Origin of the sequence: Bifidobacterium callitrichos (genome assembly GCF_008698085.1) — a bacterium.
Classification (GTDB): domain Bacteria; phylum Actinomycetota; class Actinomycetes; order Actinomycetales; family Bifidobacteriaceae; genus Bifidobacterium; species Bifidobacterium callitrichos.
Genome location: NZ_RZJP01000004.1, coordinates 338,599 through 359,758, shown reverse-complemented (window position 1 = coordinate 359,758; position 21,160 = coordinate 338,599). Strand labels below are relative to the sequence as shown.

At 63.8% G+C, this 21,160-nt stretch carries 19 protein-coding genes, 1 tRNA gene and 1 pseudogene; 7 read left to right on the top strand and 14 right to left on the bottom strand.

Going from position 1 to position 21,160, the window contains the following annotated elements; genetic code table 11:
• The first annotated feature begins 111 nt into the window (after nt 1-111).
• The gene (locus tag EMB92_RS10220; protein WP_150394780.1) at nt 112-1,113 is read left to right on the top strand and encodes an FKBP-type peptidyl-prolyl cis-trans isomerase; all 1,002 of its coding nucleotides are present in this window, start codon (nt 112-114) and stop codon (nt 1,111-1,113) included.
• Between the two features lie 47 nt (nt 1,114-1,160).
• On the opposite strand, the gene EMB92_RS10215 is transcribed toward EMB92_RS10220, so the two are convergent.
• From EMB92_RS10215 to EMB92_RS10210, 3 genes and pseudogenes are all read right to left on the bottom strand, one after another.
• Nucleotides 1,161-2,693, bottom strand: coding sequence for a DUF6574 domain-containing protein (locus EMB92_RS10215; protein WP_223847704.1), 1,533 nt, complete (start codon nt 2,691-2,693; stop codon nt 1,161-1,163).
• A gap of 12 nt (nt 2,694-2,705) precedes the next feature.
• Nucleotides 2,706-2,771, bottom strand: a pseudogene (locus EMB92_RS11955) (zinc-ribbon domain-containing protein); the annotation flags it as partial.
• Nucleotides 2,772-2,851: 80 nt separating this feature from the next.
• Nucleotides 2,852-4,102 (bottom strand): zinc ribbon domain-containing protein, encoded by a 1,251-nt coding sequence (locus EMB92_RS10210; RefSeq protein ID WP_190973652.1) that lies wholly within the window; start codon nt 4,100-4,102, stop codon nt 2,852-2,854.
• Nucleotides 4,103-4,189: 87 nt separating this feature from the next.
• Here EMB92_RS10210 and nucS point away from each other — a divergent pair, with 87 nt between their 5' ends.
• Nucleotides 4,190-4,921, top strand: a complete 732-nt coding sequence (gene nucS / locus EMB92_RS10205; protein WP_043165892.1) for an endonuclease NucS — start codon at nt 4,190-4,192, stop codon at nt 4,919-4,921.
• A 107-nt stretch (nt 4,922-5,028) separates the two neighbouring features.
• Here the strand turns inward: nucS and EMB92_RS10200 are convergent, their stop codons facing one another.
• From EMB92_RS10200 to EMB92_RS10160, 9 genes are all read right to left on the bottom strand, one after another.
• The gene (locus tag EMB92_RS10200; RefSeq protein ID WP_043165894.1) at nt 5,029-5,328 is read right to left on the bottom strand and encodes a F0F1 ATP synthase subunit epsilon; all 300 of its coding nucleotides are present in this window, start codon (nt 5,326-5,328) and stop codon (nt 5,029-5,031) included.
• Nucleotides 5,328-6,815 (bottom strand): F0F1 ATP synthase subunit beta, encoded by a 1,488-nt coding sequence (gene atpD / locus EMB92_RS10195; RefSeq protein WP_140445211.1) that lies wholly within the window; start codon nt 6,813-6,815, stop codon nt 5,328-5,330. Before atpD ends, EMB92_RS10200 begins: the two co-directional genes overlap by 1 nt.
• A 9-nt stretch (nt 6,816-6,824) precedes the next feature.
• Nucleotides 6,825-7,745 carry a F0F1 ATP synthase subunit gamma gene (locus EMB92_RS10190; RefSeq protein ID WP_150394777.1) on the bottom strand — a complete coding sequence of 307 codons (921 nt, stop codon included), beginning with the start codon at nt 7,743-7,745 and terminating at the stop codon, nt 6,825-6,827.
• A gap of 3 nt (nt 7,746-7,748) precedes the next feature.
• On the bottom strand, nt 7,749-9,377 hold the full coding sequence (gene atpA / locus EMB92_RS10185; RefSeq protein WP_150394776.1) for a F0F1 ATP synthase subunit alpha: 1,629 nt from the start codon (nt 9,375-9,377) through the stop codon (nt 7,749-7,751).
• A 66-nt stretch (nt 9,378-9,443) separates the two neighbouring features.
• A complete protein-coding gene (locus EMB92_RS10180) occupies nt 9,444-10,271 on the bottom strand; it encodes a F0F1 ATP synthase subunit delta (protein WP_043165901.1) in 828 nt (275 codons plus the stop codon).
• A 47-nt stretch (nt 10,272-10,318) separates the two neighbouring features.
• Complete coding sequence (locus tag EMB92_RS10175) at nt 10,319-10,840, bottom strand: F0F1 ATP synthase subunit B (protein WP_107043793.1); 522 nt, start codon at nt 10,838-10,840, stop codon at nt 10,319-10,321.
• A gap of 54 nt (nt 10,841-10,894) precedes the next feature.
• Nucleotides 10,895-11,125: an ATP synthase F0 subunit C gene (atpE, locus tag EMB92_RS10170; protein ID WP_043165904.1), complete on the bottom strand. Its 231-nt coding sequence runs from the start codon at nt 11,123-11,125 to the stop codon at nt 10,895-10,897.
• Nucleotides 11,126-11,245: 120 nt separating this feature from the next.
• A complete protein-coding gene (gene atpB, locus EMB92_RS10165) occupies nt 11,246-12,058 on the bottom strand; it encodes a F0F1 ATP synthase subunit A (RefSeq protein WP_150394775.1) in 813 nt (270 codons plus the stop codon).
• Between the two features lie 567 nt (nt 12,059-12,625).
• The gene (locus EMB92_RS10160; RefSeq protein WP_150394774.1) at nt 12,626-13,663 is read right to left on the bottom strand and encodes a homoserine O-succinyltransferase; all 1,038 of its coding nucleotides are present in this window, start codon (nt 13,661-13,663) and stop codon (nt 12,626-12,628) included.
• Nucleotides 13,664-13,833: 170 nt separating this feature from the next.
• Here EMB92_RS10160 and EMB92_RS10155 point away from each other — a divergent pair.
• Nucleotides 13,834-13,910 (top strand) — tRNA-Met (locus tag EMB92_RS10155).
• A 54-nt stretch (nt 13,911-13,964) separates the two neighbouring features.
• Here EMB92_RS10155 and EMB92_RS11540 read toward each other — a convergent pair.
• On the bottom strand, nt 13,965-15,077 hold the full coding sequence (locus EMB92_RS11540) for a hypothetical protein (RefSeq protein WP_190973651.1): 1,113 nt from the start codon (nt 15,075-15,077) through the stop codon (nt 13,965-13,967).
• A gap of 433 nt (nt 15,078-15,510) precedes the next feature.
• On the opposite strand from EMB92_RS11540, the gene EMB92_RS10145 reads away from it, so the two are divergent.
• The 3 genes from EMB92_RS10145 (at nt 15,511) to EMB92_RS10135 (ending at nt 19,159) form a co-directional block, all read left to right on the top strand.
• The gene (locus tag EMB92_RS10145) at nt 15,511-17,799 is read left to right on the top strand and encodes an alpha-1,4-glucan--maltose-1-phosphate maltosyltransferase (RefSeq protein ID WP_150394773.1); all 2,289 of its coding nucleotides are present in this window, start codon (nt 15,511-15,513) and stop codon (nt 17,797-17,799) included.
• Between the two features lie 67 nt (nt 17,800-17,866).
• Nucleotides 17,867-18,361 carry an inorganic diphosphatase gene (locus EMB92_RS10140; RefSeq protein ID WP_150394772.1) on the top strand — a complete coding sequence of 165 codons (495 nt, stop codon included), beginning with the start codon at nt 17,867-17,869 and terminating at the stop codon, nt 18,359-18,361.
• 219 nt (nt 18,362-18,580) lie between these two features.
• A complete protein-coding gene (locus EMB92_RS10135; RefSeq protein ID WP_107043832.1) occupies nt 18,581-19,159 on the top strand; it encodes a manganese efflux pump MntP in 579 nt (192 codons plus the stop codon).
• 50 nt (nt 19,160-19,209) lie between these two features.
• On the opposite strand, the gene EMB92_RS10130 is transcribed toward EMB92_RS10135, so the two are convergent.
• Complete coding sequence (locus tag EMB92_RS10130) at nt 19,210-20,031, bottom strand: hypothetical protein (protein WP_150394771.1); 822 nt, start codon at nt 20,029-20,031, stop codon at nt 19,210-19,212.
• A gap of 377 nt (nt 20,032-20,408) precedes the next feature.
• On the opposite strand from EMB92_RS10130, the gene EMB92_RS10125 reads away from it, so the two are divergent.
• The gene (locus EMB92_RS10125) at nt 20,409-21,152 is read left to right on the top strand and encodes a winged helix-turn-helix transcriptional regulator (protein WP_181281165.1); all 744 of its coding nucleotides are present in this window, start codon (nt 20,409-20,411) and stop codon (nt 21,150-21,152) included.
• Nucleotides 21,153-21,160 lie beyond the last annotated feature (8 nt).

The window sequence follows — 21,160 nt, the reverse complement described above, 5'->3', positions numbered from 1 at the left end:
GGGCCATTCTACAATCCTTTGCCGAGCGCGGGGAGGCCAACGTGGAGGAGGCGTGGAGGAGCGTCCGCGCGCACGGGCGGAAAATCAGGGTTTTCGGCTAGGGTGATAGCCATGCGTAAAGCCATGATTCATCCCACTCTTCGTTCCGTGCTGGCGGCCGTGTGCTCGCTGGCCATGTGCGCGACGCTGGCGGCCTGCGGAGGCTCGAACTCCTCCGACTCCTCCGCCAAGAAGTCGTCCTCCGATTCGTCCAAGTCGTCCTCCTCCGACTCGTCCTCGTCGTCCTCGACGAAGATGGACCAGATCGCGGGCATCACCGCCACCGGCGAGCTCGGCAAGAAGCCGTCAATCAAGTTCAAGACGCCGATGACCGTACAGAACAACACGTACGCCGTGCTGCAGGAGGGCAACGGCGCGACGATCGAGAAGGGCGACCGCGTGTGCGCCCAGGGCATCGCGATGAACGTGAAGGACGGCTCCGAGCTGATGAGCTCGTGGGAGAAGAACACCCCGGACTGCTCGATCTCCCTGACCGACAGCAACCTGGAGCAGATCCCGCCGTACACGAAGATCGTGGGACTGAAGCTCAATTCGACGATCGCGTTCGGCATCAACGATTCGAACAGCTCCGGCACGTCGTACATCCTCGCCTACACGCTGATCTCCAAGTCGAAGGACCTGACGAAGGCCGAGGGCACGACGGTCACGGACGTGCCGGCGAACCTGCCGAAGGTGACGCGCGCGAAGGACGGCAAGCCGTCGATCGACATGAACGGTCAGGGCTCGGTGAACCAGATGGTCACGCAGACGCTGATCAAGGGCAACGGTCAGGAGCTGACCGATTCGAGCCACGCGGTGGTCAAGTACACCGGATGGCTCACCAACGGCACGCAGTTCGACTCCTCGTGGGACAAGAACACGACGTTCGACGCCGACCTGTCCGAGTCGGGCGGGATCATCACCGGCTGGAAGGAGGGCCTCAAGGGCCAGACGGTCGGCTCGCAGGTGCTCCTCATCATCCCGCCGGACAAGGGCTACGGCAATCAGGCGAGCGGTTCGATCCCGGCGAACTCGACGCTGGTCTTCGTCATCGACATCCTCGCCGCGTACTGATCAGACGGTTCGGACCCGGCTGATCCGTCAGGTCCGAACCGAACCGCTCAGTAGCCGCCGGTGAACTGCTGGAGGTAGTTGCTGGCGTGCGAGGCGACGATCGATCCGAGAACCGCGCCGGTGATCGTCATTAGGATGAACAGCAGGATGCCGATCAGCACACCCTGCAGCAGCACGCACAGGAATCGGACCCAGTGCGGATCGAGACCGCGATGCACCTCGCCGTTCCATACCAGCGAGGTCATCCACGTGATACGCGTGGACGTCGCAAGCATCCAGATGAGCATCGCGAGCGGATCAAGCTGCACGAGCGCGAGCAGGAACGCGACGATGTTCAGCACCGCCCACGGGCCGAGGGCGTGCGCCACACGGTCGTGGAAGGAACCGAACGTCGTCGGATCGCCTTCGATGCGCAGCATCAGCCACGCGACGGCGAGCGAACCGTAGTCGTACAGGGCGAACGTGATCCATAGCAGCATGAACACCGGCAGGGCCGCGCTTTGCGCCTCGTTGCCGATCGACGAGGAGATCGAGGACACCGGGATCGCGTTGAGTATCGACGAGCCTCCATGGGAGATGACCAGCAGGCAGCTCCATGCCGAGATCAGCGCGACGGCGAGGATCACGACGATCGCATACCACGGTTGCCCCTTCCCCACATCGGTGGGCTTGGAGAAGAAGGTCTTCAGCCACGTGCCGAAGGTGCGCGCCTCGGCTTCGAATCGCGAGGGCTGCGCCGCGGGGCCCTGACCCGGCTGCTGCTGGTAGTTCGGCTGCTGATAGCCCGGCTGCGGTTGCGTGAAACCAGGCTGAGGCTGGTAGCCGGGCTGACCGTAGGGATTCCGCTGATCGGAACCGTACTGCGGGCCAGACTGCGGACCGTACTGCGATGCGTACTGCGGACCGGGCTGAGGCTGGGCATTCGGTTGGACGAACGGCTGCGGACCGGGCTGAGATCCGTACTGCGGCTCGTACTGCTGGCCAGCGGGCTGCTGATAGGTGGGCTGCTGGAATCCGGGCTGCTGCGGATGGGCGGGCTGGCCGTAGGGCTGCTGCTGATACGGCTGTTCCGTCATCGGCTGAACCGGCGCGGCCTGTGTCTCCTGCATCGGCGGATTCGCCTCGGCATCAGGCACCGGCTCATCATGGGATTTCGACGCATCGGATGCTGCGGACTCGTCGAACGTCCTGGTTTCCTCGGACGCCACCGGCTCAACGGACACCACCGGTTCCACCGGCTCGGACGTGACGGCCTCCATCTCGGATTCGGTGGACGCCTTCGTCTTCGACTCGACGGCATCCGTACCCGCCGCATCCTCCACGGCACTCGTCGCGTCGTCCTTCACGCTTCCCGAGTCGTTCGCCGGTCCGGCAGGTGTGGCCGGCGGTTCCGCGTCCATCGAGTGGTTGACCAGTGCGGCCAGCTCGGACAGATCCGAGGACGGCTGCTCGAACAGGTCATTCGGACGTGCGATCGGCTGCGTGGCCATCGTGCCGATGCCGGTCTCAGGCATATGCGGCAGCACCGTCGTCTTCTCCGCGGGCGAGGCCGGAGGCGGAACCGGCGCGGCCGGCTGCATGCTGAATTGATGCCCGCATTGTCTGCAGAATCGCGCCGTCTGGGGATTCTGCGCTCCGCATTGTGAACAGTACTTCATCTTCACTCCTTATTTCCTGTTGTTGTGATTCGATTTGCTCTGACCGGGCCGCAACTGCACCGTCGTCCCATCTCCTTCGATCACTGCAGATCGACCGGGATGCAATCGTCCTTCGACATGCCCTGCGCCGCGCACCACGAGCTCGCCGAACCGGTGTCCGGGAAACGCTCGCCCGACAGCAGCACGTACCATCCGGTAGTGCCGGTGTTGCGGTAGGTGGGCCAGTCGGAGGAATCGACGAGCAGCGTGTTCGGATACTTGGCCTTCGTGGTCAGGTACTGTTCGTAGATGTCCTGATAGTGCCAGGTCTTGCCTTCGGCGTCGAGACCGTCACGCTTGCTGGACAGCTGCGTGGTGATCGTCGTCATGAACCCGTTCGCCGCGTTGCGATCGTTGGCGATCTGCCATTGGATCGCCGTCTGCGCCGCGCCGTTCGCATCGGCGTCGGGCACCGGCGCGGCGGCGAGCGCCGATCCGACGCCGAACGTGGAGTCGGACGCGGGCGTCGCGCCGGTCGCGACCTTCACGTCGATGCCGCTCGAGGCCGACGTCAGGTGGTCCACCGGACGCCAGTAGCTGCCGAACGGGTAGGACAGTTCGATGGTCCTGCCAGACCTGCCGCTCGTGATCGGCTCCTTCGTGAAGTCGAAGATCGCGTCGGCGACCGTCGCGCCGTCCTCGGTGAGGGTGACGCGCACGTCCTTGGATGAGAACGTGCCCGCGTCGCATCCCGACGTGAACTTCACGGAGGCGATCACGCCGTCACCGGTCGACTTGATGGTGTCCACCTTGCCTTCGGGCGCGCTCGTGCACGTCTTCGCCGCATCGGACTTGTCTGCGCCGTTCGACTTCGGGGCGCTTTGCGAGCTGGTCGCACCGTTCGACGCGCCCGGTGCCGTCGCGCCCGCGTCGCGCGAGCCGACGAACCGGATGATCAGGAACGCGGCGACGGCGACCACGACCACCGCTGCCGCCACGATCGCCGCGATCACGGGCGTGGACAGGGATCTTCCGGCGGTCCGCCCCGCGCCGGTGACGACGGGGGTGACGTGCGGCGCGGGAGCCGGTTCGACAACGGACTCCGGCCCGGCGACGGGAGTCGGCTGCGCAGCGGGGACCGTCCGGGGCTGCGTATCGTTCCCGACGGGAACGCCGCACTGTTCGCAGAACCGGTTGCCCGGGGTGATGACGGCACCGCAGTTCAGGCAGAACACCGGGGACGGTTTCGTCACCTGCGGGGTCGTCGGCATCGGTTCGATCAGCGGATGGCCGCACTTATTGCAGAATCGGTCACCATTATCACATGCAGCGCCGCAGTTCGGACAGTTCATAGGGACCTTCTCTCTTCCCAAAACCCGGTTGATACCATCGTAGGCCCGGGAGGCCCGGTTGTCACGCATGCGCTAGAGTGTGGCCTTATGCGAATCCTTGTTGCCGATTGCTCCGCGATCTACTCCGGGCGGCTCAACGCCTCCCTTCCTCCCGCCAAACGCGTCCTGCTCATCAAGGCGGACAACAGCCTGCTCATCTTCTCCGAACTGGGCTCGTACAAGCCGCTCAACTGGATGGCCGCCCCCTGCACGATCAGGGAGATCGAGCCTGACGAGAAGCCTGACGAGACCCCGGAGGGAACTCCGGAGGTGACTCCGGACGACAGTCCGATCGAGAAGATCCTGCGCGTGAGCGCCGCGAAGAGCTCCGACATCCTCGAAGTGACGCTGTACCACGTCTACTCCGACCAGTCCTTCGATCTCGGCCAAGATCCGGGCCTCGTCAAGGACGGCGTCGAGGACCATCTCCAGCAGTATCTCGCCGCGCAGATCGAACGCATCGGCGAAGGCGCGAAACTCGTGCGACGCGAATATCCGACCGCGATCGGGCCGGTCGACATCATGGCGGTCAACGCGGACGGCGAGCACGTGGCGATCGAAATCAAACGCCACGGCGGTATCGACGGCGTTGAGCAGCTCACCCGCTACTGCGAGCTGCTCAACCGCGACCCGCTGCTCGCCCCGGTCCACGGCATCTTCGCCGCGCAGACCATCACCCCGCAGGCGCGCGTTCTGGCCGAGGACCGCGGCTTCCGCTGCCTGATCCTCGACTACGAGGACATGAAGGGCACCGAGGACGGGTCGCTGCGGCTGTTCTGACGTATGACAAAGCGCCTCGGCGCGTTCTTCCCTTTCGGGACGGAACGCGCCGAGGCGCTTGTCGTTGTTCGCGATGCGAGGCGATCAGTCAGCCGATCGCCACCGGGTCACTGCTCCTCCGTAGTGGAGTACTGCACGTCGCGGCCGCGCTCGACGGCCACGGTGAGCTTGTTCGAATCGAAGGAGATGAATCCGTCGGTCACTTCGAACATGTGGCGATCCTCGTCGGGTTCAACCACGGTGACCGTGCCCTGCTTGATGATCGTGAGCACCGGCTCATGATCCGGCAGGATGCCCATGCCGCCCTCGGCGGCCGGGATGGTCACGCTCCTCGCCTCGCCGTGCCACACGGGGTGGTCGGCCGCGACGATGTTGACCTGCATCGTGGTCTTGTCCGATCCAGCCATCACGCACCCAGTTCCTTCTGCATGTCGTGCCACTTCTTCTCGAGGTCGTCGATACCGCCGATGCCGGAGAACGCCTGCTCCGGGACGTCGTCGTACACGCCGTCGCAGATGCGGGTGAAGGCCTCGATGGTCTCGTCGGCCGGCACGTAGGAGCCCGGACGACCGGTGAACTTCTCGGCAACGTAGAAGTTCTGGCCGAGGAACTGCTCGATGCGGCGAGCGCGGTTGACAGTGGTCTTGTCCTCTTCGGACAGCTCGTCGATACCGATCAGGGCGATGATGTCCTGCAGCTCCTTGTTACGCTGCAGAATCGCCTTGACGCGGTTCGCGCACTCGTAGTGGGCCTGGCCGACGTAACGCGGATCAAGGATTCGCGAGGTCGAGCTCAGCGGGTCCACGGCCGGGTAGATGCCCTTGGACGCGATGTCACGGGAAAGCTCGGTCGTCGCGTCGAGGTGGGCGAAGGTCGTGGCCGGGGCCGGGTCGGTGTAATCATCGGCCGGCACGTAGATGGCCTGCAGCGAGGTGATGGAGTGACCACGCGTCGAGGTGATGCGCTCCTGCAGAGCACCCATCTCATCGGCCAGGTTCGGCTGGTAACCCACGGCGGAAGGCATACGGCCCAGCAGCGTGGACACCTCGGAACCGGCCTGCGTGAAGCGGAAGATGTTGTCGATGAACAGCAGCACGTCCTGGTTCTGCACGTCGCGGAAGTACTCGGCCATCGTCAGAGCGGTCAGCGGGACGCGCAGACGGGTGCCCGGCTGCTCATCCATCTGGCCGAAGACCAGGGCGGTCTTCTCGAGAACGCCGGCCTCGTCCATCTCGCCGATCAGATCGTTGCCCTCACGGGTGCGCTCGCCGACGCCGGCGAACACGGAGACGCCGCCGTGGTTCTGGGCCACGCGCTGGATCATCTCCTGGATGAGGACCGTCTTGCCGACGCCTGCACCACCGAACAGACCGATCTTGCCGCCCTGCACGTACGGGGTCAGCAGGTCGATGACCTTGATGCCGGTCTCGAACATCTGGGTCTTGGACTCCAGCTGGTCGAATGCCGGCGGGTTGCGGTGGATAGGCCAGCGCTCGGTGACGGTGACCTGCTCTTCCGGCTTCTTGTTGAGGATGTTGCCGGAGACGTCGAAGACGTGGCCCAAGGTCACGTTGCCGACCGGCACGGAGATCGAGGCGCCGGTGTCGTACACGGCGGCGCCGCGCACGAGGCCGTCGGTCGGCTTCAGGGCGACGCAGCGCACGGTCGAGTCGCCGAGGTGCTGCTCCACCTCAAGGGTGATCTCGGTAGCCTTGGCTTCGCCTTCCTCCTTGGCGCCCGTGTTGACGATGGTCACGTGCAGGGCGTTGTAGATGTCAGGCATGTGGCCCGCCGGGAATTCAACGTCGATGACCGAACCCTGGACTCGGGTGACGCGTCCGTGGATCGGTTCGCCGTTGGTCTCGGAAGGCGCAGTGGTCTGCTTTACAGCCATAGTGCGTTCCTACTCTTCCTTTGTATTCAGAGCATCGGCGCTGCCGATGATCTCGGTAAGTTCCTGAGTGATCGATGCCTGACGCGAGGCGTTGAGCTTGCGGGTCAGGGAGTCGATCAGATTGCGTGCGTTGTCGGTCGCCGTGTGCATGGCGTTCTGACGGCTGGCGGTCTCCGAAGCGGCCGCGGTCAGCAGGCACTCGTGGATACGCGACTGGATGTACTTCGGCAGAATCGCGTCAAGCACCTTCTCGAGGCTGGGCTCGAAGACGTACAGCGGAGCCATCTTGTCCTTGTTCGGCTCCTCGCCGACCTCGGGCGCGGCCGCGGGGGCCTCCACGATCTCGACCGGCAGCATGCGCAGCACGCGGACCTTCTGGACCACCATGTTGATGAACTCGGTGTAGACGATGTAGAGTTCCGAGACTCCGCCCTGATCCGCCGGCTTCATGTAGGCGTCCAGCAGCGTGTTGGAGATCGTCTCGGCGATTTCCACGCCGGGCTGGTCGGTGTCGCCCTCCCATGTGGCCACGACGTCACGGTTGCGGTACTTGTAGTACGTCGAACCGCGACGCCCGTACACGAACAGCTCCGGCTTTTTGCCGTCACCCTCGAGACGAGCCAGCAGCGACTCGGTCTCGCGGATGATCGAAGAGGTGTACGGGCCGGCCATGCCACGATCCGAGGTGAGGGCGAGAACAGCCACGCGCGGGTTCTTCTCGTCCTTCACCGCAATCGGATGCGTGATATGGGTATGCGCCACCAACGCTTGCACGGCATCGAAAATCGCATCGGTGTACGGCTTCGCGTTCAGGGCCACGTCACGGGCCTTGGCGATATGCGAAGACGCGATCATCTCCTGGGCGTTGAAGATCTTCTCCAACGACTCCGTGGAGCGGATGCGTGATTTCAATGCGAGTTGCGAGCCCATGGCTTATTTCTCTCCCGCCACGATCTTTTCCTGATCGACCGGGGTGGCCTGAGCCACGTTCGGCTTCTTCTCCACCAGCGGCTTGCCAGCGGAGGTGACGAAGATGGCGCGGAACTCGTCGACGGCCTTGGCAAGAGCCTTTTCGGTGTCGGCGGTGAAGTCCTCGGTGTCACGGATGGTCTTCAGGATATCGGTGTTGTGGTCGAGGTAGTCGAGCAGACCCTGCTCGAACGGGAGCACATCGGACAGCTCGAGGTCATCGAGCTTGCCGTGGGTGCCGGTCCAGACGGACACGACCTCCTGCTCCATCGAGTACGGGTGGAACTGCGGCTGCTTCAACAGCTCGGTCAGGTGGGCGCCACGGGTCAGCTGGGCCTTGGACGCGGCGTCCAGATCGGACGCGAACATCGCGAAGGATTCCAGCGAACGGTACTGCGCCAGGGAGATCTTCAGCGTACCGGAGACCTTCTTCAGGGCCTTGGTCTGGGCCGCGCCACCGACTCGAGAGACGGAGATACCGACGTCCACGGCGGGACGCTGGTTGGCGTTGAACAGATCGGACTGAAGGAAGATCTGGCCGTCGGTGATGGAGATCACGTTGGTCGGGATGTAGGCGGACACGTCGTTCGCCTTCGTCTCGACGATCGGCAGACCCGTCATCGAGCCGCCGCCGAGGTCGGCGGAGACCTTCGCGCAGCGTTCGAGCAGACGGGAGTGCAGGTAGAAGACATCACCCGGGTAGGCCTCGCGCCCCGGCGGGCGGCGCAGCAGCAGCGAGATCGAGCGGTACGCCTCGGCCTGCTTCGACAGGTCGTCGAAGACGATGAGGACGTGCTTGCCGTTGTACATCCAGTGCTGGCCGATGGCCGAGCCGGTGTACGGGGCGATGTACTTGAAGCCGGCGGAATCGGAGGCCGGGGAGGCGACGATGGTCGTGTACTCCATGGCGCCCGCGTCCTCGAGGCTCTGCTTGACCGAAGCGATGGTCGAGCCCTTTTGGCCGACGCCCACGTAGATGCAGCGCACCTGCTTCTTCGGATCACCGGATTCCCAGTTGGCTTTCTGGTTGATGATCGTATCGATCGCGATGGCGGTCTTGCCCGTCTGGCGGTCGCCGATGATGAGCTGACGCTGGCCGCGGCCGATCGGCGTCATCGCGTCGATGGCCTTGAGGCCGGTGGACAGCGGCTCGTCGACCGGGTGACGGTGCATCACGTCCGGGGCCTGAGCCTCGAGGATGCGGCGTCCCTCGCTCTTGATCTCGCCGAGGCCGTCGATCGGCTTGCCCAGCGGATCGACGACACGACCGAGGTAGCCGTCGCCGACCGGCACGGAGAGCACTTCGCCCGTGCGGCGCACTTCCTGGCCTTCCTCGATTCCAGCGAAATCGCCGAGGATAACCACGCCGATCTCACGGGCGTCAAGGTTGAACGCCAGGCCGAGCGTGCCGTCTTCGAACGTCAGCAGCTCATTGGCCATGCAACCAGGCAATCCCGTCACGTGCGCAATGCCGTCACCGGCCGTGGCGACATATCCCACTTCCTGAGTGGGATTGTCGCTCGGCTTGTAGGACGACACGAAGTCGTCCAGGGCCTTGCGAATCGAGGCGGGATCGATGGTCAGTTCTGCCATGATCACTCCTTCATTACTTATCTATTATTCGGGTCAAGTCTTGAAAAACTTGGATGTCAGGCGGCGTCAGGACTCCGCCTTGACGGTGCGGCGCAGGTTCTCGAGCTGCGCGACCACGGTGTTGTCCGTGACCTCGTCGCCGATCTGGATGCGCATGCCGCCCAGCACGGACGGATCGACCACCGAGTTGATGTGGACCGCGCGTCCGGCCTTGGCGGAATACACCTTGGTCAGTCGGGCGATCTGCTCCTTCGTCAGCGGTGAGGCGGTGGTCACAGTGACCATCGACTCGCCCATATGACGGGAGAACTTGTTGATCAGCCACTGGATGGTCTCCAGATAGCGGCGGCGACGCAGGTTGCAGGTGGCGTGCTCGGCGAGACGCTCCGTGACCTTGTTGAGATGCTTGTCGTCGAACAGCTCGTGGAACAGCTTCACACGGGCCTCGCTCGGTGCCTGATCGTCGTACAGCTTGGCGCGCACGACCGGCAGTCCCAGCAGGGCCGAATGCAGCTCGGCCAGTTCGACGGAGACCTTGAGGGTGGCGTCCGTGGCGTCCGCGTAGTACATCATCGCGTCGACGCCGAAGTCCTCGACGGCGTTGGCGATGTCCTTGGCGCGGCTCCACCGGCGCGAGACCAGGTCGGTCATGATCTCCATCGTCAGCGGATGGGCCTTGCCGCCGACCAGCGTCTCAAGCACGGCGACCTTGTCGGCCACCGGGCGCGACGGGTCGGTGAGCGCGCGTTCAAGCTGGATGTTGTGGTCGAGCACGCTGGTCAGCGAGAACAGTTCGTTCCCGATGCGCCAGTTCTCCTCGCCCGCATCACGCAGCTTGGGTGCCAGCGAGTCACGTGAGACGCGATCAGCGATGCGCGATGCCTCTCCTCGCATTGGTCACCTCCCTTTCCTTGACGTCATTGACGACGTTATTGACGAAGTCACTTCTTGTCGCTGTCCAGATCGTCGATCATCTGGTCGATCATCGACGACTGCACGTCGGCGTTCTCAAGCTTGGAGCCGAGGATCTTGCCGGCGAGGGCCGCGGCAAGCGTGCCGACTTCGCCCTTGAGGCTGACCATCGCCTGACGGTGCTGCGACTCGATGGAGCGCTGCGCGTTGGCGGTGATCTGCGCCGCGTCGGATTCGGCGCGGGAACGTGCGTCGGCGATGATGTGCGATGCCTCGGCGCGGGCGTCGTCGCGGATCTTGGCCGCCTCGACGCGAGCGGTGCTCAGCTGCGCCTCATACTTGGCCTTGGCCTCGTCGGCGTCCTTCTTGGCCTGCTCGGCCTTGGCGATGTTGCCTTCGATCCTGGCCGCACGTTCGTCGAAGATCGCGTTGAACTTCGGCATGAAGAACTTGTAGAAGAACACCGCAACGATGACGAGGATGATCAGAGACCATACGATGTCGTAGACCTGCGGAATGAACAGCTGGATTCCGTCTGCCGCGAGTGTCATCAAGCCCTCCTTTCAGTGATGGACATATCGGTTTTCGTCTGTGGGTCTGATCGCTTACTTGATGATCAGGGCGGCGACGAAGCCGATGAGGGCCAGCACCTCGACCAGAGCCAGGCCGATGAACATGATGGTCTGGATCTTGCCGGACATCTCAGGCTGACGGGCGGTGGACTCCATGGCCTTGCCGAAGAGGATGCCGAGGCCGATGCCAGGGCCCAGGGTGCCGAGGCCGTAACCGATGACGGACAGGCTGCCGGTGACCTCTGCGAGGGTGATGATATCCATTTCTGTATCCTTTCTAACGTTCGGTAGACGTTATAAATCTTGGGTTCTCCTCCGGGTGGGGCGCCTGTCGGCGATGCCGCCGCGACGCTAGCGATCCGGAGGAATCAGCCGGGCGACCGGTCAGTCGGCCTCCGGGTAGCTCAGGTTGATGTACACGGTCGAGAGGATGGCGAACACGTAGGCCTGCAGGAAGGCGACGAACGCCTCGAAGCAGGTCATCGCCGCGCCGCCGAGGAACCACACGGCACCGACCGGGATGCCCTGCATCTTGTTGACCGCATCGACCATCCAGTACTGCGCGAACGCGAGGCAGGTCGCGACCATGAGGTGGCCGGAGACCATGTTGGCGAACAGACGGATCGTCAGGGACGCCGGACGGATGATGAGCAGCTCGAGGATGTTGATCGGGGCGAGCAGGATGTAGACCGGCCACGGCACGCCCGGCGTGAACAGCTCGTGGCGCAGGTAGTGGCCGAGGCCCTGCTCGCGGATGGCCGCGATCCAGTACTGGATCAGCGTCCAGACGGCGAACACCAGAGGCATCACGACCGTGGCGGTGGCCGCCATGTTCATGCCCGGGATGATGCCGCACAGATTGAATACGAAGATCGTGAAGAACAACGTCGCGATCATCGGCACGTATCGCTTGCCGCGGACCTCGCCCATCACGTCGTAGACGATCTTGTCTCGAACGAACTCGATGCCGTATTCGACGACGCCCTGCCAGCGGCCCGGGATCAGCTTGGCACGGCTTGCGGTCAGGCCAAGCACCACGAGGAGCACGACGGTGGCGATGATACGGATGAGGATGATGCGGTTGATCGCGAACGGAGTCCCTTGGAACAGGATCTCCGGGGGGAGAAAGTCGTTGACGCTCGGCAGTTCGGGCTCAGCTGCCGCCAGCAGCACGCTCGAAGCGAACTCTCCTACCATTCCACGCCTCCTGCTTCTTGAAATCAGCTGTCAGTCTATACCCGACGGGGCGGGGAATATGTCCGAGACGTTACCGTGCATGCGGTCGGTTCGCGGCTGCATGCAGGAGTTCAGGCGCCGGGCGGCGAACCGTCCTCTTCTCTGTTCCGTGCGGGTCGTGGCACCGGATGCCGTTGGATATGCGTCCTGCCGAACGCATCCTTACGGCATTCGGCTCCGAATGACTGATGCAAATTATTTGCCTTCGTTCGGACAATTGCAAGCCGGTTCCGGGGTTTTCTCGAAGTTGTTCGGGTCTTTGCTGTAAAACCGCGGATTTCCGCCTGTTTCCCGGGCGTTTCGCGGCGATTTGTCTATCTTTCGAGCGTGATATACATGCAGATATATGTGCAGATCAGCCCCGATGGAGCCGGTCGCAATGCACATTTGCGCACACAAGCGAGCAATTGTGTCGCTTTTACTTGAACATGACGGTCCACGATACGGACAGGAAATGGTCCATTCCCTGACATGCACAGGTCCACAACACGGACGGATATCGCGGATGGACAACAGGGGGAAGGATCGTCACTCCCCGCGGATCACGCCGTATCCGTCATGAAGGAACGGGGCGAAATCGTCCTCACGCGGAGCACCCGGCTCGTGACGGATCGAGCGATCGGTGCCGAGCCGCTTCTCGGCCCGGAGCTCCGGCACCTCGGTCAGGTCGTACGGCGTGGTCTGATACACCCAGTTGAGCCAGTTTCGCCACAGCAGATTGGCGTGCGCGCGCCAGGCGAACAGCGGCTCCAGACTCGGATCGTCATGCGGGAAGTAGTTGGTCGGGAACGGGACGTTGTCGAGCCCCTTGGCCATGTCACGCTCGTACTCCTCCTTGAGCGTGTACTTGCCGTACTCCCAGTGCCCGAGCGCGAACACCTCGGAGAAGTCGCGCGTGGCGATGAGACCCGGGCCCGACTGCGGCCCCCACGTGAGGATCTGCAGATCGGGGTTCGCCCGAACGTCGTCCTCGTTCACGCCGGCGAGCCGCGAGTGCGGCTGCAGGTCGATCTCGTCGAAGCCGTTGGTCAGGAAGCAGTACTCGTCCTGCAGATACTGCGGGAAGACACCGAAGATCTTGGTGGGGTAATCGACCTTGCGCACGCCGTATCGGTAGTTGAGTGCGCCCATCGCGCCCCAGCACAGATACATCGTCGAGAAGACGTGCGTCGACGCCCAGTCGAGGATCGCCTTGAACTCCCCCCAGTAGTCGACCTGATCGAACGGCAGATGCTCGACCGGCGCGCCGGTGACGACGAAGCCGTCATAATAGTTGTCGCGGAACGCGTCGAGGTTCTCGTAGAACTTGAGCAGGTGGTCGGCCGACACGTGCGTCGACTCGTGCGTCGAGGTCTTCATGAAGTCAACCTCGACCTGCAGCGGCGACTTCGAGATGAGACGCAGCAGCTGGGTCTCCGTCTCGATCTTCTTGGGCATGAGGTTCAGGATCACCAGTTTGAGCGGACGGACGCGCTGACGCTCCGCTTCGGGCTTCTCGAGCGCGAAGATGCGCTCCGAGTCGAGGATGGCTCTGGCCGGAAGGCCACTGGGAATCTTGATAGGCATGTCTTCATTATGGTATGCACGCGGATATGCGGCGCGGCGACCCTCATACTTCTTTTTTATGGCCAACTATCAGCACGTTCCTTTTTAAGGCGACTATAGCGCGACACGCCGGGGTTGACGTATTTCGATTCGACGGTAAATTAGATAGAGCTGTCGCAAAGACAAGCCGACGCGGGGTGGAGCAGCTCGGTAGCTCGCTGGGCTCATAACCCAGAGGTCCATGGTTCAAATCCATGCCCCGCTACCAACGAACAAATGGTCGAAAGCCTTCATGGTTTTCGACCATTTTCGTTTTCACGCTTTACGCCTTATGCCGCCGGATGACGACGAGCATGAATGCTCCGACTCCGAGCGTGGAGATGACGATCAGGATGACGGCACCGACGTTGACGCCGGTTTTGGCGAGGGTTTTGCCGGTGCCGTATTTCTGCGCGGAGATCTGCTTGAGGATGTCGGCGTTGCCGTCGTCTCCGTTCTGCTTGTCAGCATCGGGCGTCGGGGCGTCGCCACCATCCTGCTCGTTCTTGTCGTCGGGTTCACCCGGCTCCGGTTCGGGATTGGGATTCGGGGCGGGGCCGGGCTCCTCGGGATCATCGACCCGCTCGCCGTCGGCGATGACGACGTGCGCGTGGCCGAGATCGTCGAATCGCGTGGCCGCGGCCTTCGCACGATCGTCGCCGTCGAAGCGCCACATGAACACGTACCAGCCGGGTTTGTCGGCCGTGATGGTCACCGGCTTGCCGTCCGGCCCCTCCTCGCCGTCGCCGATGCGGATGCGCCCGTTGACGGCCGGATACTCCCACGAGCCGATCCGCTTGTGGTTCCGGTCCTCGTACGGCTCCTCGTTGCCGACCGGGCGATTGAGATCGCTGAACAGATCCTCGGCCTTGATCGTCTCGAAGTTCGCTCCCCCGGACCACCACCAGAGGGTGATGGTCACGTTCGCCCTATCCCCGTCGACGGTGGTGTGGTCGTCGGGGAATCCCGTCACGTCGAAGGTGTCGGCGATCGCCGAACCGACGCCGACCGGCTTGTGCTGGTCGGTCGGCGACGTGGCCTTCGGCTCGGCCTGCGTGGGTTCGGGTTCCGGCTCAGGCTCGGGCTCGGGCTCAGGCTCGGGTTCGGGTTCCGGCTCAGGTTCGGGATTGGGTTCCGGCTCAGGTTCAGGCGTCGGCTTGTCCGGATCGGGCTGCTCGGGCTCGGGCCGTTCGCCGTCGCCATCGTCGATGCCGCTCGCGCCGTCGTCCGTGGATCGCACGACGCCGACTTCGGCATCGGCACGCACGGCCTGTCCGGCATGCGCGGCCCCCGCCGGCATCGCGATCATCGCGGCCGCGACCAGCAGCGCCGCCCCGGCTACGAGCGGACGGCGCCATCGACCATCCGACGCAATGCGTGGCATATCGTTCCTCATGATTGTGTCCTTTCCCACGCACGCGAACCATCGCGCACCATCGCGCATGTTACGTGCGTGTTACATATCCGCCCCGCGCCTGTCGCGAAACGACGGATCGTCCGATGCCCTTCACCGGACGCATGCGACCACACTGTCAGCTCCGCACGCCCCTTGTCCCGTCATGCGGACGATGTGGACGGAAACCCTCTCCCCCGGCGTGTTGTGGATGACTGTCCAGCCCGGAACAGGCACATGACAACGTTGTGCTCGCTCACATGATCAGGCGCAAGTAGGGGGAACACCCCATCTTGAACGTCATCCGGGCGTCATCCGGACGTCATCTTGGCGCCATCAACCACACCATCCTTACTATTTCGGCCATTTGGCCCCTACAATGGGGACGTATGGCATCATCCATCGCGATATGCGCAGAGGTAAGGAGAAGGACGCCATGTCACAGCAGACTGCGAATGAAAACGCTAACACCGCAGCAGCAGTAACCGATGAGACCGCGGCCGCGAGCGAAACGCCCGCCGCGGAGAAGACGAAGTCCGCGAAGGCCGAGAAAACCGTAAAAACCACTCGTGCACGCAAGCCTCGCGCGACCCGCACCACCCGTGCCAAGGCCGCGAAGACGGCCGTGAAGACCGTCACGGAGCCGGGCGAAGTGCCCGCGCCGTCGCTGCCTATCGAGGAGCCGGGCCAGTTCGGCCGTGTCAACGTCATGGACGTCACGCCGAACGAGGAACGCGGCATCTACCCGGCGCGCGTGGAGCTTGGCGAGCCGTTCAAGGTCACCGCGCAGGTGTTCATCGAAGGCCGCACCAAGGTCGGCGCCACCGCGGTCGTCAGGAACGCGCGCGGCAAGGAGATGCTGCGCCGCCAGATGACCTGCATCAACCCGGGCCTCGACCGCTGGTCCGTCGAACTGACCTGCGGCGAGCGCACCGACGTCAAGCCGTGGGAGCCCGACTTCGCCGCCGTCAAGCGCCAGCTGGGCCTGTGGACCGTCACGGTCGAGGGCTGGGAGGACACGTACACCTCCTGGCTGCACGACGCCAAGATCAAGGTCGAGGTCAACGACGACGTGGAGAACGCGCTCGCCTCCGGCGCCCAGCTGCTGGACCGCTGGGCCGGCACCGCCGACGCGCATCTGCCGCAGCACCAGCGCAAGATGCTGCGCGACGCAGCCAAGGTGATGGAGGACAAGACCCTCACCCCCAAGGAGCGTCTCGCGGCCGCCACTTCCGATGAGGTGAAGGAGCTGCACCTGACCAACCCGCTGCGCGACGGCCTGTCCGAAAGCGCGCCGCAGACCTTCAAGGTCGAGCGTCCGAAGTCGAGCTTCGCCGCCTGGTACCAATTCTTCCCGCGTTCCGAGGGCGCGTACATCGATCAGGAGACGCACAAGATCGTCCAGGGCACGCTGAAGACGTCCGTCTCCGGACTGGAGCGCGCGAAGGCCGAGGGCTTCGACATCGTCTACCTGCCGCCGATCTTCCCGATCGGCACGACCAACCGCAAGGGCAAGAACAACGCGCTGGTCGCCGGCCCGGACGATCCGGGTTCGGTGTTCGGCATCGGCTCGGCCGAGGGCGGCCATGACACCGTCGACCCGAAGCTCGGCACGATGGACGACTTCAAGGCCCTCACCGCCAAGGCGCATGAGCTGGGTCTCGAGGTCGCGCTCGACTTCGCGCTGCAGTGCTCGCCCGATCACCCGTGGGTCAAGGAGCACCCGAACTGGTTCCGCACCAAGCCGGACGGATCGATCGCGTTCGCCGAGAACCCGCCGAAGAAGTATCAGGACATCTACCCGATCGACTTCAACGCGGACATGCCCGGCATCGAGAAGGAGGTCGAGCGCATCCTCACGCTGTGGATCGAGGCCGGCGTGACGGTCTTCCGCATCGACAACCCGCACACCAAGCCGGTGCGCTTCTGGCAGGACGTCATCGCCGCCGTGACCAAGCGTCACCCGGAGGTCATCTTCCTGGCCGAGGCGTTCACCCGCCCGGGCATGATGCGCGCGCTGAGCTACGTGGGCTTCACGCAGTCGCACTGCTACTTCCCGTGGCGCAACACCAAGGAGGAGCTCTCCGAGTACCTCGCCGAGACCAACGGCGACGACGGCTACTACCAGCACAACACGTTCTGGCCGACCACGCCGGACATCCTCACCGCCTACGTGCGCGACAACGGCATCGCCGGCCACGCGGTGCGTGCGGTGCTCGCCGCGATGGGCTCGCCGTCGTGGGGCATCTACAACGGCTTCGAGCTGATCGAGAACAAGCAGCGCCCCGGTTTCGAGGAGCAGATCGACAACGAGAAGTACGAGGTCAAGGTCCGCGACTGGTCGCTGGCCAAGAAGTTCGGCATCGCCAAGCTGCTGACCTCGCTCAACAAGATCCGCCGCGAGCATGTGGACGCGTTCGGCTACCATAACCTCACGGTGCTCGAGAGCTCCGATCCGAACGTGCTCGCCTTCGCGCGCCACACGCCCGCCGAGCTGACCGCATCGGGCAAGCCGGAGACGCTGATCGTGGTCGTCAACCTCGACTGCCACAACGCGCACCAGTCCACCATCCACCTCGATCTGCCGTCGCTCGGCATCGATCCGGACAAGGGCGCTCATGTGCGCGACGAGCTGACCGATCGCGAGTTCGACTGGAGCTGGGACAACTTCGTGTCGCTGGCACCGTGGGCCGATGTGGCGCACGTGCTGCACGTGGAGTACTGATTCCCGCTCGTAAGCGGTATTGTGGTTAGGACGATTCATCCGATATATCGATAGGAGAAAACCGATTATGGCTGAAACCTTCAACGTCGTGGTTGAGATCCCGCGCGGCTCGAAGAACAAGTACGAGGTCGATCAGGAGACCGGTCGCGTCTTCCTGGACCGTGAGCTGTTCACCGCCATGGGCTACCCGGACGACTACGGCTACATCGAGGGCACCCTCGGTGAGGACGGCGATCCGCTCGACGCGCTCGTGATGGTCAAGAACTCCGTGTTCCCGGGCTGCGTCATCGAGTGCCGCGCCGTGGCCCTGTACCACATGGAGGACGAAGAGGGCGGCGACGACAAGGTGCTGTGTGTGCCGGCCGACGTCCGCTACGACGACATCAAGGACGTCAAGGACGTCAACGAGTTCCACCTCAAGGAGATCAAGCACTTCTTCGAGCAGTACAAGGCCCTCGAGCCCGGCAAGGAAGTCAAGCCCGGCGACTACTGGACCGGCGCGGACGTCGCCGAGAAGGAGATCAAGGAGGCGCGCGAGCGCCTCGCGAACGCGGCGAAGTGATCTCGTCCGTCACGAACGCTGACTGAAGCGGCTTTCCGATTGATTTCGGAAGGCCGCTTTTCCATATGCGGCGGTACACTGGTCATCTGTAATTTCACCTAGGCGTAGGCGGCGTGTGGGAGCGCTGGTCGAGGCCCATCCCGTGGGATTCGCCGTGTCGTGACCGCGACTGTTGCGCGCCATCGGCCGGCATCGGGATGAACCCATTTGACGCACACCATGATTTCGATGATTGTTCAGTCGTTGCTTATTTCCGTTTCCGTCGCGATGGACGCATTCGCCATTTCCATCGGCAAGGGTCTGACCGTGCATAAGGCCCGATTCGTCGACGCGCTCAAATGCGGATTGTGGTTCGGCGGATTCCAGGCGCTGTTTCCGCTGCTCGGCTTCTTCGCCGCAGCGGCGTTCGCCTCCTATGTGACCGCGGTGGATCACTGGATCATCTTCGGCCTGCTGGCGTTCATCGGTGGCAACATGATCCGCGAGGCTTTCGAGGAGGATGAGGAGAACGCCAAGGAGACGCCGGAATTCGATTGGCGTCACATGCTGCCGCTCGCCGTGGCATGCAGCATCGACGCATTCGCGGTGGGCGTGAGCCTCGGCCTCATGCAGCTCAACGTGGCCTTCGCCGTCACGTCGATGGGTGTCGTGACCGCCCTGTTCTCGATCGCGGGCATCTACATCGGCCGTGTCTTCGGATCACGCTGGCAGAAGCCGGCGCAGATCGCCGGCGGCGTGGTGCTCATCATCATCGGCGTCAAGGTGCTGCTCGAACACCTCGGTCTGATCGCGTTCTGACGCGATACCCGCACGAGGAACGCCTCGATCCTTATAGGATCGAGGCGTCGTTATACGAGCTGGAGGAAGAGAGCTGCGGCGAAGACGACGAGGCCGTAGAACATGACCGGCAGCAGGGCGACGCCGATCCACGGGGATCGGGTCTTCGGGTCGGGGTCGAGCTCGTCGAGCCACCATACGGAGGCGACGGCGAGGATCACGGCGAACAGCGCCATCGCCACGACGACGCCGATGAACATGGCGGGGCTGACCCCACCGTTCGCCGAAACACCGCCACCGGCGGAATCGCCCGCACCGCCCGTGGAGAACGCTGCCCGGCCCGCCACCGCCACATACGGCAGGTAGAACCATCCGGCCAGCGAGATCGATGCGGCGCCGCCGGTCACACAGTGGGACAGCGCGCGGATCAGGTGCGAACGGTTCTCGCGGGCCATCTGACGCGCGAACGAGACGATCGTCAGCAACACCAGCAGGCCGGCCACGGCGGCCGCCCATCGCGCCATCGGATAGGTGCGCAGCTTCAGCGGGTCGCCGGCGAGCTCATCGGAGATACCGTAGATCGACATAAGCGGCGAAGAAACGGCGAGCACGGACAGGATCCCCACGATCACACCGATCGCGCGGTCGACCATCGTCGCGCGGAACGGCCAGTTCGCGTGGAACCAGAACAGCACCAGCAGGATCGCGGCGATGAGCGCGGGGGCCACTCCCGAGGGCAGTGCGGCGACGCCTCTCGCCGCAGCATCGGCACCGGAGACCGACAGACCGGCCCATATACCGCCGAATACGGCGAACAGGAGGTACACGCCGACCTGTACGCCGAGCATCACCCCGCGTTTGGTCGACCATGCCGTCTTGCTGTCTTCGCTCATGATTCACTCCCCACGTTCCCACGTGTCGCCCGATCGCCCCACGGCAGACGCACGGGCGGACCTATTGACTCCCGTCAATCCTACCCACCATGCGGGATGGCACCTCGTGGATGCACGGCGGAACGGCTTCCCGTGCCGGCGAAACGCACATCGCGGATGTTCGCATGACGTCCACGCATCACAAAGGTGAACATTATGTGTCCGCGATATGCGCGTACAATGAGCTGAAGAATTCGCATAGGGTTCCATGTACGGAAAGTTCCACTTCCGAACGGCCCGCATGGCATCCCGTCCGTTTTCGGCCAATCCCGAAACATGATTTCCATTCCAAGAAATCCGATAGAGAAGAGGGGCAAGACGTGACTGATCTGACGCTGATGACGTTCGCCAGCAATCCCGCTTCGGTACTGCCCTCGCTCGCCCTGCTGTCACACCGCGTGCGCGTGCTGCCGATGGATGCGGCCAGTCTGGTGAAAATGCCGGAGAACACGATCCTGTTCCTCGACGCGCGCGACGATCTCGCCACGGCCAAGACCCTGTGCAACCTCATCCATGCCTCCGGCCTGTCCACGCCGATCGTGCTGATCCTGACCGAGGGCGGCTTCACCGTCGTCAACTCGCAGTGGGGCATCGCCGACGTGGTGGTCTCCACGGCCTCCCCGGCCGAGGTGGAGGGCCGACTGCGACTGGTGTCCGAGCGCGGCAACTCCCCGACCGCCGCGGCCTCCACCGGTTCCGGCGATAAAGGCGTGACCACGGAGGACGGTCAGATCCGCTCCGGCGACCTCATCGTGGATACGAACGGCTATACCGCCTCTCTGCACGGCCGTCCGATCGATCTGGCCTACAAGGAGTTCGAGCTGCTCAAGTATCTGGTCCAGCACCCCGGACGCGTGTTCACGCGCGCCCAGCTGCTGCAGGAGGTGTGGGGCTACGACTACTACGGCGGCACGCGTACCGTCGACGTGCACATCCGTCGTCTGCGCGCCAAGCTGGGCGGCGAGTACGAGCATCTCATCGGCACCGTGCGCAACGTCGGCTACCGTTTCGATCCGCCGGACGACGAGGCCGAGGAGTCGGCCGCCAAGAACGCCGCCAAGCACTCGCCTCTTGATGAGTGATGATGAGT

Excerpts from the sequence above, each read along its gene's own strand:
- EMB92_RS10220 (WP_150394780.1), top strand. The coding sequence starts at position 112 with ATGCGTAAAGCCATGATTCATCCCACTCTTCGTTCCGTGCTGGCGGCC.
- EMB92_RS10215 (WP_223847704.1), bottom strand. The coding sequence starts at position 2,693 with ATGCAGCCGGCCGCGCCGGTTCCGCCTCCGGCCTCGCCCGCGGAGAAG.
- EMB92_RS10210 (WP_190973652.1), bottom strand. The coding sequence starts at position 4,102 with ATGAACTGTCCGAACTGCGGCGCTGCATGTGATAATGGTGACCGATTC.
- nucS (WP_043165892.1), top strand. The coding sequence starts at position 4,190 with ATGCGAATCCTTGTTGCCGATTGCTCCGCGATCTACTCCGGGCGGCTC.
- EMB92_RS10200 (WP_043165894.1), bottom strand. The coding sequence starts at position 5,328 with ATGGCTGGATCGGACAAGACCACGATGCAGGTCAACATCGTCGCGGCC.
- atpD (WP_140445211.1), bottom strand. The coding sequence starts at position 6,815 with ATGGCTGTAAAGCAGACCACTGCGCCTTCCGAGACCAACGGCGAACCG.
- EMB92_RS10190 (WP_150394777.1), bottom strand. The coding sequence starts at position 7,745 with ATGGGCTCGCAACTCGCATTGAAATCACGCATCCGCTCCACGGAGTCG.
- atpA (WP_150394776.1), bottom strand. The coding sequence starts at position 9,377 with ATGGCAGAACTGACCATCGATCCCGCCTCGATTCGCAAGGCCCTGGAC.
- EMB92_RS10180 (WP_043165901.1), bottom strand. The coding sequence starts at position 10,271 with ATGCGAGGAGAGGCATCGCGCATCGCTGATCGCGTCTCACGTGACTCG.
- EMB92_RS10175 (WP_107043793.1), bottom strand. The coding sequence starts at position 10,840 with ATGACACTCGCGGCAGACGGAATCCAGCTGTTCATTCCGCAGGTCTAC.
- atpE (WP_043165904.1), bottom strand. The coding sequence starts at position 11,125 with ATGGATATCATCACCCTCGCAGAGGTCACCGGCAGCCTGTCCGTCATC.
- atpB (WP_150394775.1), bottom strand. The coding sequence starts at position 12,058 with ATGGTAGGAGAGTTCGCTTCGAGCGTGCTGCTGGCGGCAGCTGAGCCC.
- EMB92_RS10160 (WP_150394774.1), bottom strand. The coding sequence starts at position 13,663 with ATGCCTATCAAGATTCCCAGTGGCCTTCCGGCCAGAGCCATCCTCGAC.
- EMB92_RS11540 (WP_190973651.1), bottom strand. The coding sequence starts at position 15,077 with ATGAGGAACGATATGCCACGCATTGCGTCGGATGGTCGATGGCGCCGT.
- EMB92_RS10145 (WP_150394773.1), top strand. The coding sequence starts at position 15,511 with ATGTCACAGCAGACTGCGAATGAAAACGCTAACACCGCAGCAGCAGTA.
- EMB92_RS10140 (WP_150394772.1), top strand. The coding sequence starts at position 17,867 with ATGGCTGAAACCTTCAACGTCGTGGTTGAGATCCCGCGCGGCTCGAAG.
- EMB92_RS10135 (WP_107043832.1), top strand. The coding sequence starts at position 18,581 with ATGATTTCGATGATTGTTCAGTCGTTGCTTATTTCCGTTTCCGTCGCG.
- EMB92_RS10130 (WP_150394771.1), bottom strand. The coding sequence starts at position 20,031 with ATGAGCGAAGACAGCAAGACGGCATGGTCGACCAAACGCGGGGTGATG.
- EMB92_RS10125 (WP_181281165.1), top strand. The coding sequence starts at position 20,409 with ATGACGTTCGCCAGCAATCCCGCTTCGGTACTGCCCTCGCTCGCCCTG.